12 protein-coding genes are annotated in these 13,952 nt (G+C 41.3%); 5 read left to right on the forward strand and 7 right to left on the reverse strand.

Features of this window, described 5'->3' with window-relative positions:
• Positions 1-69: 69 nt before the first annotated feature.
• From CYAN7822_RS19185 to CYAN7822_RS19195, 3 genes are all read right to left on the reverse strand, one after another.
• Positions 70-402, reverse strand: a complete 333-nt coding sequence (locus CYAN7822_RS19185; RefSeq protein ID WP_013323916.1) for a hypothetical protein — start codon at positions 400-402, stop codon at positions 70-72.
• 210 nt (positions 403-612) lie between these two features.
• Positions 613-2,172: a hydantoinase B/oxoprolinase family protein gene (locus tag CYAN7822_RS19190; RefSeq protein WP_013323917.1), complete on the reverse strand. Its 1,560-nt coding sequence runs from the start codon at positions 2,170-2,172 to the stop codon at positions 613-615.
• Between the two features lie 13 nt (positions 2,173-2,185).
• Positions 2,186-2,911 (reverse strand): class I SAM-dependent methyltransferase, encoded by a 726-nt coding sequence (locus CYAN7822_RS19195; protein ID WP_013323918.1) that lies wholly within the window; start codon positions 2,909-2,911, stop codon positions 2,186-2,188.
• A gap of 141 nt (positions 2,912-3,052) precedes the next feature.
• Between CYAN7822_RS19195 and CYAN7822_RS19200 the strand changes: the two genes are divergently transcribed.
• Complete coding sequence (locus CYAN7822_RS19200; RefSeq protein WP_013323919.1) at positions 3,053-3,703, forward strand: glutathione S-transferase family protein; 651 nt, start codon at positions 3,053-3,055, stop codon at positions 3,701-3,703.
• A 147-nt stretch (positions 3,704-3,850) separates the two neighbouring features.
• On the forward strand, positions 3,851-4,354 hold the full coding sequence (locus tag CYAN7822_RS19205; RefSeq protein WP_013323920.1) for a GNAT family N-acetyltransferase: 504 nt from the start codon (positions 3,851-3,853) through the stop codon (positions 4,352-4,354).
• A 43-nt stretch (positions 4,355-4,397) separates the two neighbouring features.
• Here the strand turns inward: CYAN7822_RS19205 and CYAN7822_RS19210 are convergent, their stop codons facing one another.
• The 4 genes from CYAN7822_RS19210 to CYAN7822_RS19225 all read right to left on the reverse strand — a co-directional run bounded on the left by CYAN7822_RS19210 (position 4,398) and on the right by CYAN7822_RS19225 (position 9,078).
• A complete protein-coding gene (locus CYAN7822_RS19210) occupies positions 4,398-6,482 on the reverse strand; it encodes a hydantoinase/oxoprolinase family protein (protein ID WP_013323921.1) in 2,085 nt (694 codons plus the stop codon).
• A 147-nt stretch (positions 6,483-6,629) separates the two neighbouring features.
• The gene (locus tag CYAN7822_RS19215; RefSeq protein WP_013323922.1) at positions 6,630-6,956 is read right to left on the reverse strand and encodes a hypothetical protein; all 327 of its coding nucleotides are present in this window, start codon (positions 6,954-6,956) and stop codon (positions 6,630-6,632) included.
• A 63-nt stretch (positions 6,957-7,019) separates the two neighbouring features.
• The gene (locus CYAN7822_RS19220) at positions 7,020-7,457 is read right to left on the reverse strand and encodes a riboflavin biosynthesis intermediates N-glycosidase (protein WP_013323923.1); all 438 of its coding nucleotides are present in this window, start codon (positions 7,455-7,457) and stop codon (positions 7,020-7,022) included.
• Positions 7,458-7,563: 106 nt separating this feature from the next.
• The gene (locus CYAN7822_RS19225) at positions 7,564-9,078 is read right to left on the reverse strand and encodes a NarK family nitrate/nitrite MFS transporter (RefSeq protein ID WP_013323924.1); all 1,515 of its coding nucleotides are present in this window, start codon (positions 9,076-9,078) and stop codon (positions 7,564-7,566) included.
• A gap of 511 nt (positions 9,079-9,589) precedes the next feature.
• Here CYAN7822_RS19225 and CYAN7822_RS19230 point away from each other — a divergent pair.
• The 3 genes from CYAN7822_RS19230 to CYAN7822_RS19240 all read left to right on the forward strand — a co-directional run bounded on the left by CYAN7822_RS19230 (position 9,590) and on the right by CYAN7822_RS19240 (position 13,923).
• Entirely contained in the window at positions 9,590-10,915 is a 1,326-nt protein-coding gene (locus CYAN7822_RS19230; protein WP_013323925.1) for a CmpA/NrtA family ABC transporter substrate-binding protein, read from the forward strand.
• Positions 10,916-11,040: 125 nt separating this feature from the next.
• Positions 11,041-11,883 carry a nitrate ABC transporter permease gene (gene ntrB / locus CYAN7822_RS19235; RefSeq protein ID WP_013323926.1) on the forward strand — a complete coding sequence of 281 codons (843 nt, stop codon included), beginning with the start codon at positions 11,041-11,043 and terminating at the stop codon, positions 11,881-11,883.
• 42 nt (positions 11,884-11,925) lie between these two features.
• Positions 11,926-13,923, forward strand: coding sequence for an ABC transporter ATP-binding/substrate-binding protein (locus CYAN7822_RS19240; protein WP_013323927.1), 1,998 nt, complete (start codon positions 11,926-11,928; stop codon positions 13,921-13,923).
• Positions 13,924-13,952: the final 29 nt, after the last annotated feature.

The raw sequence follows: 13,952 nt of genomic DNA on the forward strand, positions 1-13,952 counted from the left end.
ATCCCTAGCACCTACTATTGATGGTGAGTTGTGAGTAATATGCTATAATCAAATTAGATTTACAATTATTTAACGTCTGTAACGAGGAGAGGAAATACCAGATTCGTTTTCGATGCGAAACCGAGAACGGCCTTCATTTCCTGCTCCCGTTTGTATTGTTGTCACATTTCCCGTCTGAACAATACCGGTACTGCCGGTTTGAGCTTGTCTCTGGGTGCGGTTATAGACTTCTCCAGATTGCACAGCACGGTTATTTTCTCCATACTGATCCACTTTCATATCTACACTCTGGATAATCGCACTATCGCCATTAGCTTGTGCTTGTTTTTTCTCGGCATGAGCCGATGCACAGGTAAAACCAACAACGGCGAGGGTTAATAGCGGAAAAATGAGTTTATTCATGGTCTATATTTTCTTTGATGATTGGTGATTGAGGTTTATCCGTTCAATTAGCTGTTAATCGAACCATAATTTCAGGATAATCAAAGATTTTGTGGATGTCAGTACCATCAAAAGTAGAAATTTAAGGGAAATTACTGAAAATTAGCACTTCTATCAAGTAGAGCCGAAGTAGAAATAAAGGGAATGAGGTTAATTTAAATGTACAACAGCTTAATCCCTGTTTTTAACTTGTCCAAAGCCGCCACCGCCGGGGGTTTCTATAATAAAAACATCTCCCGCTTGCATTTGTCGGGTTGCGGTACTTTCTAGGTTTTCTTGCCTTCCATCCTGACGTTGAACTCGGTTATGTCCCACTTGTCCCGGTTCACCCCCCTTTAACCCAAAAGGAGCAACTACCCGATGATTCGAGAGAATATTCGCCGTCATGGGTTCTAAAAATTTTATCCGACGAATTAAGCCATTTCCCCCTGAATATTGCCCCAATCCCCCGCTTCCTGTCCTAATACTAAAACTTTCCACTAAGACCGGGTAGCGAGTTTCTAACACTTCTGGGTCAGTTAAACGAGAATTGGTCATGTGGGTATGCACCGCATCCGTACCCTGAAAATTTACACCGGCCCCTGAACCGCCGCAGATGGTTTCATAATATTGATATCGCTCATTGCCAAAGGTAAAATTATTCATGGTGCCTTGAGATGCCGCCATAACCCCTAATGCACCATATAGCGCATCTACAATGGTTTGGGAAGTTTCTACATTACCCGCTACCACCGCCGCCGGGTAAGTCGGGTTTAACATACAGCCTTCGGGGATAATAATTTCTAGCGGCACAAGACAGCCGGCATTGAGAGGAATTTTCTCATTGACTAGCGTCCGAAAAACATATAACACAGCCGCTTGAGTAACGGCTTTAGGCGCATTAAAATTACTGTTTAACTGTGGAGAAGTGCCGCTAAAATCAATAGTCGCACTTCTTTTTTTTCGGTCAATTGTAACTTTAACCTGAATTTTTGCTCCCTTATCCATTTGATAGCTAAACTCCCCATCTGTTAAAACCTCAATAGCTTTTCTAACCGCTTCTTCAGCATGATCTTGAACAAATTTCATGTAATCAGTGACAGTGGGCAATCCGTATTGCTCAACCATTTTCCGCAGTTCTTGAACCCCTCTTTCATTGGCGGCAATTTGGGCTTTAAAATCGGCTATATTTTGCTCAGGATTTCGGGCAGGATAGGGATTATTTGAGAGGGCCTTTAGCACTTCCCTTTCTCGGAAATTGCCCTGTTCAACCAGCAGAAAATTATCAAATAAAATGCCTTCTTCTTCTACTGTGCTACTATTAGGTGGCATGGAACCGGGGGTAATGCCTCCGATATCGGCTTGATGTCCACGAGAAGCCACATAAAAGATAATTTTTTGGGCCGCTTCGTCAAATACAGGGGTAATTGCGGTTACATCGGGTAAATGGGTTCCCCCATTATAGGGATTATTTGATAAATAAACATCACCCGCTTCTAAAGTTTCACCTTTATCTTTAATCAGACTGCGAACACTTTCACTCATTGACCCTAAATGTACGGGAATATGAGGAGCATTTGCCACTAATAATCCCTCTTGATCAAAAATCGCACAGGAAAAGTCTAAGCGTTCTTTGATGTTAACCGATGTTGCCGTATTTTGTAAGACAATTCCCATTTGTTCGGCGATGAATTGATAGAGGTTTTTGAAGATTTCTAAGCGGATGGGATCGGGTTTAGAGATGGTATTCATTTTCCTAAATTCTTTAAGCGTTTTTTTGAGCAAGAATAATTAAAAACCAAGGTTTTGTCGAGAGTTTTTCCCAGTCTTGAGGATAGTATTGTTTGCATTCCTCGGTGGGGCGTGGTTCGATCATTTGTTTGATGCTAAATCCAGCATTCTTTAGAGCAGAAGTCATAGCACTTAAGGGACGACGATAAAAATGAACAGTTACAGGCCTGTCACCGTAGCTGTGCCAATAATCTTCGATGAGTTCTGTTTGGAAATAATCGGTTTTTTCAAATAATTGAAAATCCATCAAAGGATGATGGGTGGAAAATAATAATAATCCTTCGGGTAATAGAAGGCGGGAAAATTCTTTAAAGACTTCTTCCCAATTTTTTAAATAGTGCATAGTTAATGAGCTTAGGATTAGATCAAATGACGCATTTTCGAGAAAAGTTAGGGGTTGATTTAAATCGGCTTGGTAAACTTGTGCTTGGTTTTTGAGTTTTTGTTGGGTTAATTGTACCATTTTACGGCTGATGTCAATGGCGACTACCTCGGCATTATGTTTGACTAACCATTGAGAATAAATGCCGCCCGAACAACCCGCATCTAAGACTCGTTTAAATTTGAGTTCGGATAAGAGAGAGAACATAGCAGGCCTTTCATAGTAAGCATTGTGAGAATTAAATTGTGAACGTTCTGCATAGGTTTCGGCAAAGGTTTCAAAGTCGTTAAAAGGTGGGTTTTGAGGGTGGGAGTTCATAAGGTTTAGGAAAGTAATATTTTTGTTTGGCGTTCCTGCCTAAAGGGGCAGAGAGGATAAAAAGAGGTGTTTTTTTAGGATGCTATAAATAGGGGGAGTTTATGATAGGATTGTAAGGATTAATTAATTTTTAAGGGTTTTATGCTGAAGCTTTATCATGCTACGATTTCGCCTAATTCTCGCCGTGTTTGGGTTACTCTTTTGGAAAAGGGTCTAGATTTTGAATTGATTGAAGTTGAGTTAACTGGGGAACAGTTTAAGCCGGATTTCTTGGCGATCAATCCTTTTCATCATATTCCGGTTTTGGTGGATGATGGTCATAATGTAATTGAATCTTTGGCTATTTTGGATTATTTGGAGGCTAAATATCCTACTCCGACTATGTTACCCAATAACCCCAAGGATTTGTCAATCGTGCGAATGGTACAGTTTGTAACGGCTAATGAATTATTGCCTGCCGGAAGTGCTTTGTTTCCTGTGATGTTAGGGTTGCCTGGAGGAGATGCAGAAAAAATTGCCAAAGCTAAAGAGAAAATTGCTGTCGTGTTGAAGTTTTTTGAGGGTTTGCTTGATGAACGTCCTTTTTTTGGCAGTGATAATATTACTCTGGCTGATGCGGTTGCGGGTACTGTTGTTCCTTGGTTGCCAAAAGCGGGAGTGTCTTTACAAGATTATCCTAAATTGAGTGCTTGGTGTCATGGCCTTTTAGCACGTCCTTCTTGGCAAAAAACAGAGGCAAGTAAAGAGATTCTTGAAGCCATCAAGTCTCGAATGGCGGCGAGAATGTCATAAAAAATCAACCCAATCAAATTAATTGTAAGTAGATGTGTTAGGCGGCTACAATTTTTGAGAGAATTTAAAGGGAATAATCCGTCATAACGCATCATTTTATTTCTATTTATCTAGATCTTTTAGATCAATTGGTTAAAAAAGAAAACAATGACTGAGAACAAAGAAATAAAAGTTCGGACTGCCACCCATGATGATGTGTCACTAATTTTTTCATTTCTTCAAAAGAAATCTGAGTTTGATAGAAACATTGGTGCTTATTCTGGAGTGCTTCAAGTCACTGAGGATAAAATATGTAAAACAATTTTTGGACCAGTACCTTTCGCTTACGTCATATTTGCTGAAAACTTAGAACTTGCCTTTGGATTTGCTTTGTACGAATTTAGATACTCATCGTTTGCCGGTCAACCCAGTATTTGGGTTGATGATTTGTATGTAGATGAAGATATGAGAAACCAGGGAGTAGGTATGGCATTGATGAGTTATTTAGCTCAAGTTGCCAAAGAAAACGATTGTACTCATCTTTCTTGGACTGCTGATGCTCGCAACAGTGGTGGACTTAATTTTTACTATCGGTTAGGCGCAAAGATTATAGAGCAAAAAGGCCATCGCTGTTTTTTCACTTGGATACCAGAAATAATTACACTATTGTAAAGTTTTAACACAAATAGAGATTTTCTTACTTGGCAAAAAATCTCTATAAATGTTGCAAGATTAGATGATGACGTTCAGTTAATCCGGCTTTCCAGTTGGGTTCAACCACAATTGTGCTAATTTTTTCGACAATGATGGCAGGGCCAATAATTTGATCTAATGGTTGTAAGTCTTCTCGCCGATAAACGGGGGTATCATGCCAAGTGTCAGCCGCAAACATTTTCACTGTCTCAACAGGTGCAGGAGGTTCATTGATAGCACGAGTGCGGCTAATTAAGGGTTCTTCAGGAGTATCCATTGTTTGAATAATTTCGACTGAAACTGATTCAACTAATAAGGGTTTTTCGGCTTGGATAAACCCGTATCGAGATTTATGTTCTGTCTCAAATTCTTGCCGCATTACCGTTACATCATCAGCAAAATCCACCATTAAAGTCGAGTCGGTTCCTAAATATTTTAAGTTGACTTTTTGCACAATTTGCTCATCTTTAATGGTTTCATCGCGGTTGAGTTCTGTTCTGGCTTGATTTTCTAATACTTTCATTAACTGTTGTAATTGCGGAATTAATTCTGATGTTAAAGGTTGTTCTACTCCTCCCTCTCTAATGGCCCTGACATCAGCTAATCCCATTCCATAAGCCGATAATACCCCCGCATAAGGATGAAGAAAGATCTTTTTCATGCCTAAAGTATCGGCAATTAAACAGGCAACTTGTGCCCCGGCCCCCCCAAAACAACAAAGGGTATATTGAGTGACATCATAACCCCTTTGTAGCGATATTTTTTTGATCGCATTGGCCATATTTTCGACGGCAATGGCAATAAATCCGGCGGCAATTTGTTCAGGTGTAGAATGGTTATTAATCTCCTGAGATAAGCGGCTAAATTTTTCGATGACAATCTCTTTATCTAGCGGTAAATTGCCATCAATGCCAAAAACTGAGGGGAAATATTGAGGATGAATTTTGCCTAACATTACATTAGCATCCGTCACCGCTAATGAGCCGCCTCGACGATAACAAGCCGGACCAGGATTTGCCCCCGCAGATTCCGGGCCGACCCGAAAACTAGACCCATCAAAAAACAAAATTGAACCCCCGCCGGCAGCAATAGTATTAATAGCTAAAACCGGTACCCGCATCCGCGCCCCGGCGATTTCGTTTTCTAATTGTCGTTCATATTCCCCTTTAAAATGAGCGACATCAGTGGAAGTTCCTCCCATATCAAAGGTAATAATTTTTTCAAATCCTGCCCTTAAACTGGTTTGGACTGCACCGACAATGCCGCCAGCAGGACCCGATAAAATACTATCTTTTCCTTGAAATTGTTGGGCATCCACTAAACCCCCGTCTGATTTCATAAACATTAATCTGATCCCCGGTAATTGACCGGCCACTTGATTAACATAGCGGCGTAGAATTGGGGTTAAATAAGCATCAACTACGGTGGTATCTCCTCGCATTACTAATTTCATTAATGGACTCACTTGGTGAGAGATAGAAATTTGCATAAAGCCGATTTTTTGGGCAATAGCGGCTACTTGTTGTTCATGATTCGGATAGCGATAACTGTGCATTAAAACAATGGCACAACTCCGAATACCACTATCATAAGCTGATTGTAAATCCTTGGTAACTTGTTCAATATTGACAGGACTTAATTCATTTCCGTTGGCATCATAACGTTCCCATACTTCTATCACCCTTTCATAAAGCATCGTGGGTAAAATAATCTGACGGGCAAAAATATCAGGACGGTTTTGGTAGCCAATTCGTAAAGCATCTTTAAATCCTTTAGTAATTAGAAGAACCACTTGATCGCCTTTTCTTTCTAATAGCGCATTTGTCGCTACAGTTGTTCCCATTTTTACCACTTCTATTTCGGCGGTAGGAATGGGTTCATTTTTAGCCAGGCTTAAAATATCTCTAATGCCTTGGATGACTGCATCTTGATATTGTTCAGGATTTTCTGAAAGTAATTTATAGACAATCACCCACTGATGGTTAGCAAGAGGAACAATTAAAAATCTGTCAGGATGTTTTGAGAGTTTGTCTATAATTGACGGATTATCTGTTACCGCGACCATATCGGTAAATGTGCCGCCTCTATCAGCAAATAATTTTAGCATATTTTTTAAGTAACTTTTGTATTTTAAGGCTTTTATTGTTATAAATTGGCAATGGTTTTTGCAAACCAAGTCGCCGCACTACCATTTGTTTCTTCGCTAAGACGTTCTATTGTTTGTTCTAATAACTATTGATAATCAACTTTAAACTTATTTTTCCGTTGACTCCTTTGCGCCAATTCCTAAATTATTAAATGTACTTTTAATATCATTCCAAGTTAATCCGCAGTAGTAATAGTGCTTCTGTCTGAGATTAACTAGATAATATCCTGGTTTACCCCCATTCAAGCGAAATAATTCAATCATAATTTGAGTTGGCTGTAATCCAAACCGATGCAACCTATCTTCTAATGCCAAAGATACAGGGACATTTTGAGGATTATAAAAAATGCGAGTGCCGGGTTTAAAATACCACGTTGCGCCTTCCCGTCTAACAATAAGATAATCTAAGGGATGAGTAAGGCTTGTAGTTGACATAAGTTATACTCAAAAATAAAAATAACTCTTAAATAATTGTAGCAATTGCTCTCTTTCAAGATCTTAAGCGCGTAAAATTTCCCGCACAGCCATCAAAATTTCTCCTAGGCGATTTTTTCCAGTGCCATCTGCACCACATCCCCAATAATAATCAATGGGAGAATTTTCGACTATTAATTCATCTCCAGTTTGTAACAAAATTTCCCGAATATCAGCATGAGTGGTAAATTTTTGCCATACTGCCCTTTTCATAATCTCATCTTTTATCTCTTCCCAGTCACTTCGTAAAGGATAGCGTCTATCCCGTCCCATCTTAGCCGCATCTTTAGGGGTTTTTGCCTTTCTAATCTGATCTTGCCAAGGATGATTGGGAAATTTTTGGGCCTGAAAATAATGTTCAGAAGTGGGCCACCAAAAACCTTCTAACTCGAAACCGTGTTGAGAAAAGTTTGAAAAACACCCATAAGGTTGTTCACGGGTACTATAAAAATAAATTGCCATAGTTTTTTGCTAAAAATAAGTGTATTATCTTATAATACAAAAAAAACCGGTGAGCGACTGCCCACCCGAGAAGATATATCAAGGTATTAAGGGGGAAATTTAAGGTTTAAAGCCGCTTAACTTGAAAATCTGGGTCAGTTTCTACAGGAACCCCATCGAGTTGATATTGAGGTTCGGCTTCAAGTTTGTCAGCAAAAGATCCTTTGGGTTCTTTAAGGAAGAAACCACACATAAAAGCACAAACCATTGCTGTCAAACCCATTGTGGTAAATAGAGTCGTCGCATCCGTTAAACTGTAAATCGTCAGATAAACCACACCGCCGAAATTCCCATAAGCACCCACATTACCAGCAATTTGTCCGGTAATTTCCTTTTTAATCAGAGGAACGATGCTAAAGGTCGCCCCACAACCGGCCTGAGCAAAGTAAGCCGAAAACATTGTAACAGCAATCGCTAAAGGAATGGGCCAACTCGCATTAATAAAATGAGCCGATAAATAACCTACCCCTATGCCGGCACTGAGAATGGTCATAGTCCATTTGCGAGAACCGAATTTATCGGAAATTAAACCGCCACTCGGACGAGAAATTAAATTAAAGAAAGGATAACTCGCCGCCAGCATGGCTGCAATATGATGATCTAAAGAAAAAGTCTTTTCAAAAAAGGCCGGAAGCATGGAAACAGCCGCTAATTCTGAGCCAAAATTGGTGACATAAGTAAATTCAAGCAAAGCCACTTGACGAAAATTATAACGTTGCTCAGGGGTGAAAGTTTTGCCACCATTGAGGACTTCGCGGTTAACGCGCCAAGCTTGATAAGTTTGATAAGCATATAAAGCAGCCAACAACGCCCAAACCAGATACATTTGACTAACGCTCAAGAATTTGACCATTTCCAAGCGCCAAGCGAGTAAACCCAAGGCGAAAATTAAGCCAAAATTCATGATAATCATTGCCCAAAAACTCTTAGCGCTGGTGACTTCCATCGCGCCATTTTTCTTAGGACGGCGATAAGCTTTACCGGGGGGTGTATCTTGAACATTGTTGTAATAAATAATTCCGTAAACTGCCGCGATAATGCCGGTTAAAGCGATAGCCAAACGCCAGTTAGAAGCACTTCCTGCCATAAAGCTTGTGCTAACTGCAATCATAGGGAGGGCAAACTCTGCCCCAAAAGCCCCAAAATTGCCCCAACCGCCATAAACTCCTTGAGCAATACCAATCTCTTTAGGGGAAAACCATTCAGCCACCATGCGAATTCCCACCACAAAGCCTGAGCCGACGATGCCCATCAATAGGCGACTCCAAACCAATTGATCGAAACTTGTAGAGAAAGCCGTCGCCAAACAAGGAACAGCCGCAAACATTAACAGACAGCTATAAGTGATCCTCGGCCCGAATTTATCCAATAACATTCCGATAATAATACGAGCCGGAATGGTCAGCGCTAAGTTACAAATTCCTACGATTTTTATTTGCTCAGGCGTTAATCCTAAATCCTTGGCAATAGTTGTAGCAAAAGGCGCAAAATTAAACCAACAAACAAAGGTGAGGAAAAAGGCGAACCAACTCAAATGTAATATCTTATATTTTCCTCGCAACTGCCACATTTCTTTGAGCATTTATTACCTCCATTAAGCAAACTCTAGCTTTGTGCTGTATAACTTATGTAAATTCAATCAATAAAAATTGCTAATTTTTTAGGTCATATACAATTTATATATATTCCGACATTTAAAAATATCCTTCGCTTCCTTTTACTAAAGTTAATAACCCTAAACTCTTTAGTGCTTGGTTCTAAAGCAGAGCCTAAATATAAGAGAAAAAATTTATTATTTTTGCCTCTCTTACTTAATAAGAATCACATTGTTTTTCTCGAGCTTTCGTATCTTTTGTTACAAAAATTTATAAATAATGGGTTAATTGCATAAACGCAATTCTTTTTCTGCATCTATTTGGCTCTCTTAACAAAATGCAACACATCTATGTAAAAAACGCATCGACCGCAATACTTTGTTACAAAAACTACAGTTCTCTCGATGCAAGAATGTCAATTTTAGATTACCCATTGGTTAGCTAAACCAAGTTTTAAATTGCTTCAGTGTGAGTTGTCCAAATCCCTAGTAAAGCCCTATGACCAGATTATCGAGAAGAAAATTCATCATTACAGCAGGTGCAACCGCAGCAGGCACATTAATTATTCATGGCTGTAGCAGTCCTAGCAACGAAACGACCACCACTAACTCAAGTCCTGTAGCGGCTTCAGCAACAGGGACAAAAGACGGACCAGAAGTCACCACAGCCAAATTAGGATTTATTGCCCTAACGGATGCAGCCCCCCTAATTATTGCCAAAGAAAAAGGCTTATTTGATAAATATGGGATGACCGAGGTAGAAGTGCTAAAACAAGCCTCTTGGCCCGTCACCCGCGATAATCTAGAACTCGGTTCTGGTGGAGGAGGAATCGATGGGGCCCACATCCTTAGTCCTATGCCTTATTTAATGACCTTGGGAACCATCACCAAAACCAAGCAACCGGTACCCATGTATCTTTTAGCCCGACTCAATGTCAATGGTCAGGCCATCTCTGTTTCAAATAATTATCAAGATTTAAAATTAAGAACCGATACTAAAGCCCTGAAAGCGGCACTGAGTAAAACCAAATCTTCAGGCAAAGAAATGAAAGCGGCTGTTACCTTTCCTGGGGGAACCCATGACCTGTGGATGCGCTATTGGTTAGCCGCAGGAGGTATAGATCCGAATAAAGACATTTCTGTGGTTCCTGTGCCGCCCCCGCAAATGGTTGCTAATATGAAAGTCGGCAACATGGAAGCCTTTTGTGTTGGGGAACCTTGGAACGCTCAATTAGTCAATCAAAAACTCGGTTATACGGCTTTAGTCACCGGTGAACTGTGGAAAGATCACCCGGAAAAAGCCTTAACATTAAGGAAAGATTGGACCGATAAAAATCCTAAAGCCGCCAAAGCAATTCTCATGGCCGTCATGGAAGCACAGCAGTGGTGCGATAAGCCAGAGAATCGAGAAGAAATGTGTCAAATTATCTCTCAAGATAAATGGTTAAAAGTACCGGCAGCCGATATTATCGGACGGTCTAAAGGAGAGATAGATTATGGCACAGGAGAAGTCAAAAAAGACTTTCCTCAATTAATGAAATACTGGTCAGATCATGCCTCTTATCCTTATAAAAGTCACGATCTGTGGTTTTTAACAGAAGAAATTCGTTGGGGCTATATTCCCGCCGATACCGATACAAAAAAATTAGTCGATGAAGTTAACCGCGAAGACTTATGGCGAGAAGCCGCTTCTGAACTTAAAGTCGCTGAAGCCGATATTCCTAAGAGTCCTTCTCGGGGGGTTGAAACTTTCTTTGATGGGGTGAAATTTGACCCAGAAAAACCCGAAGAGTATTTAAAATCTCTGAAAATTAAAAAGGTTTAGTTAGTAGTCATTAGTCATTAGTCATTAGTCATTGGTACTTTCCCCTTTCCCCCTTCCCCTTTCCCCAATCTCACTGTTAACTTTATTGGGAGTCTACCTACTTACTTGCTGTTGCCTAAATAAAAATGAATCCTACTCTAAAAATTAGAAATAAGAAAAACCCTTGGCTAACTTCCTTAGTCGCCTTATTTAACAAATCTCCGAGAAAAATTATTGCCCCTATTATTGCTCTGGGGATATTCTTAACAATTTGGCAAATCCTTTGTTCAGGAGAAAACCCTAATTTACCTTCTCCGTTAACGGTTTTAAAAGAGACTTGGAACCCCTTGATTATTAACCCATTTTATGATAATGGCGGCACAGACAAAGGCTTATTTTGGCAAATATTAGCCAGTTTACAACGGGTAGGCATAGGTTTTTCCCTAGCCGCGCTAGTAGGAATTAGTGTAGGGGTTCTGATCGGTGCAAGTCCGTTAATGTACGATGCCTTAGACCCAATATTTCAAGTCTTAAGAACCATTCCCCCTTTAGCCTGGTTACCCATATCCTTAGCCGCCTTTCGGCAATCCGATCCATCAGCCATCTTTGTAATATTCATTACAGCAATTTGGCCAATCATCATCAACACCACCGTAGGAGTACAACAAATCCCTCAAGACTATCGCAACGTCTCACGAGTCTTACAACTCTCAAAAATAGAATACTTCTTTAACATATTAATCCCCTCCGCCGTCCCTTACATCTTCACCGGACTAAGAATAGGAATCGGCTTATCATGGTTAGCCATCGTAGCCGCAGAAATGTTAGTCGGAGGAGTCGGAATCGGCTTTTTCATCTGGGACGCTTACAACAGTTCACGCCTAGGACAAATCATACTCGCCCTAATCTACGTCGGAGTCGTCGGCCTCTTACTAGACAGAATGGTCGGATTTATCGGTAACCTCATCGTCCCAGAAGAACAAAAATAACCCCTTTGCGCCCTTCAAAAAAATCTTAATTTAACATAACCCATGTTCCTCGAAATCGACCACATAGACCGAGTATTTCCCCTCCCCAACGGCGAAAAATACATCGCCCTAAAAAACATAGAATTAAAAATCCAAAAAGGAGAATTCATCTCACTCATTGGTCACTCAGGCTGTGGAAAATCCACCCTCTTAAACCTCATCTCGGGATTAGATCGCCCCACTCGTGGAGGAGTCATACTCGAAGGCAGAGAAATCAAAGGGCCCGGACCCGATCGCATGGTAGTCTTTCAAAACTATTCCCTGCTTCCCTGGCTAAGTGTCCGACAAAACATTGCCCTAGGCGTTAACCGGGTTTTACGGGACCTACCCAAAGGAGAAAGACGAGGGATCATCGAACACCACATCGATCTCGTGGGACTAAGACAGGCGGCTAACAAACGTCCGGCACAATTATCTGGAGGGATGAAACAACGGGTAGCCATTGCCCGGGCCTTAGCCCTGCGCCCGAAAGTTTTACTTTTAGATGAACCCTTTGGCGCGTTAGATGCCCTAACCCGAGGAAATTTGCAAGAAAAATTAATGCAAATTGTCCAAGAAAATCACCTCACTTGTATTATGGTTACTCACGATGTAGACGAGGCCTTATTGCTATCGGACCGGGTAGTCATGTTAACCACAGGTCCCGAAGCGCATATCGGACAAATTTTAGAGGTTCCTATCCCTCGTCCCCGTCAGCGTTTAGAAGTGGTTAAGCATCCTTTGTATTACAACCTCCGTAACGAAATCGTCTATTTTCTCAACCAGCAAAAGCGATCCACCCAGAAAGTCGGACAGGTGTCCGGAGTGGCAATTGCCCGTCATGGCTTAGAAAAAATCAACCTCAATATAGGCTTTTTACCGCTAACAGATTGCGCCCCTTTAATCGTGGCCCAAGAAAAAGGCTTTTTCAAAAAACACGGGTTAGAACAAGTCACCTTAAGCCGGGAAACCAGTTGGAAAGACATTGCTAAAGGCGTGGTCACAGGGCGCTTAGATGCCGCGCAGATGGTGGCCGGTATGCCGCTAGGAATGACTATCGGTGCAGGAGGAAAACCTTCTATTCCTATCATTACTGCCTTAGTCCTCAGCCGCAACGGCAATGCAATTACTCTTGCTAACCACTATGGCCAACAGGGAGTCAATAGGCTAAAAGATTTAAAAGCCGTTTTGGACCGCAGTGAAGATCGGGTTCATCGTTTTGGGGTGGTCCATCCGGCCTCGATGGAAAACTTGCTGTTACGGTATTGGCTGGCTTCTGGAGAAATTGATCCGGATCATGATGTCTCTCTCGTCGTTATTCCTCCCTCGGAAATGATAGCCAATCTCAAAGCCGGTAACATCGAAGGTTACTGTGTGGGTGAACCCTGGAATAATGCGGCGGTTTACGAAGGTTTGGGCTATGTGATCGCCACTGATTTAGAAATTTGGCCAGGACATCCCGAAAAAGTGTTAGGGGTTCGTGAGGACTGGGTGGCCAAGCATCCAGAAACCCACATTGCCCTAGTGAAAGCCTTACTAGAAGCCTGTCAATATTGCGATGATCGACGGAATCGAGAAGAAATTCTTAACTTACTTAGTCAACCTCAATATATTGGGGCTTTACCGCCAGTTATCTGTCCGGGTTTCATCGATTCCTATCATCGGGGTAAGCTAGAACTGCCAGAATTAAAGGGGCGTTTCCATCAATTCCACGTCGACGGAAGCAATTGTCCTGGACGGGTTGAGGGTTTATGGATCTTGACCCAACTTGCCCGTTGGGGATATGCCCCTTTTCCGCGAAACTGGGTAGAAATTCTGGAACGGGTACGCCGTCCGGATTTATATGGTCAAGCTTGTCGGGAATTGGGATTACCCGATCTCGAAAGTGATCGCCGTCATTTTCAACTGTTTGATGGGATGGTATTTAATGCCGATGATCCCCTTGGTTATCTACAACGCCTAACCCTTCATCGAGACTTCACCGTAGAAGAAATTCTCCTCGATGAACCTGCAACCATTTAAATTGTTTATGCCTGAGTTTTTTAGAATTA

It is taken from the genome of Gloeothece verrucosa PCC 7822, assembly GCF_000147335.1.
In the GTDB taxonomy this organism is placed as follows: domain Bacteria; phylum Cyanobacteriota; class Cyanobacteriia; order Cyanobacteriales; family Microcystaceae; genus Gloeothece; species Gloeothece verrucosa.

Coding starts and splice junctions, on each gene's coding strand:
- ntrB (WP_013323926.1), top strand. CDS start 11,041: ATGAATCCTACTCTAAAAATTAGAAATAAGAAAAACCCTTGGCTAACT.
- CYAN7822_RS19210 (WP_013323921.1), bottom strand. CDS start 6,482: ATGCTAAAATTATTTGCTGATAGAGGCGGCACATTTACCGATATGGTC.
- CYAN7822_RS19205 (WP_013323920.1), top strand. CDS start 3,851: ATGACTGAGAACAAAGAAATAAAAGTTCGGACTGCCACCCATGATGAT.
- CYAN7822_RS19215 (WP_013323922.1), bottom strand. CDS start 6,956: ATGTCAACTACAAGCCTTACTCATCCCTTAGATTATCTTATTGTTAGA.
- CYAN7822_RS19240 (WP_013323927.1), top strand. CDS start 11,926: ATGTTCCTCGAAATCGACCACATAGACCGAGTATTTCCCCTCCCCAAC.
- CYAN7822_RS19225 (WP_013323924.1), bottom strand. CDS start 9,078: ATGCTCAAAGAAATGTGGCAGTTGCGAGGAAAATATAAGATATTACAT.
- CYAN7822_RS19185 (WP_013323916.1), bottom strand. CDS start 402: ATGAATAAACTCATTTTTCCGCTATTAACCCTCGCCGTTGTTGGTTTT.
- CYAN7822_RS19230 (WP_013323925.1), top strand. CDS start 9,590: ATGACCAGATTATCGAGAAGAAAATTCATCATTACAGCAGGTGCAACC.
- CYAN7822_RS19195 (WP_013323918.1), bottom strand. CDS start 2,911: ATGAACTCCCACCCTCAAAACCCACCTTTTAACGACTTTGAAACCTTT.
- CYAN7822_RS19190 (WP_013323917.1), bottom strand. CDS start 2,172: ATGAATACCATCTCTAAACCCGATCCCATCCGCTTAGAAATCTTCAAA.
- CYAN7822_RS19220 (WP_013323923.1), bottom strand. CDS start 7,457: ATGGCAATTTATTTTTATAGTACCCGTGAACAACCTTATGGGTGTTTT.
- CYAN7822_RS19200 (WP_013323919.1), top strand. CDS start 3,053: ATGCTGAAGCTTTATCATGCTACGATTTCGCCTAATTCTCGCCGTGTT.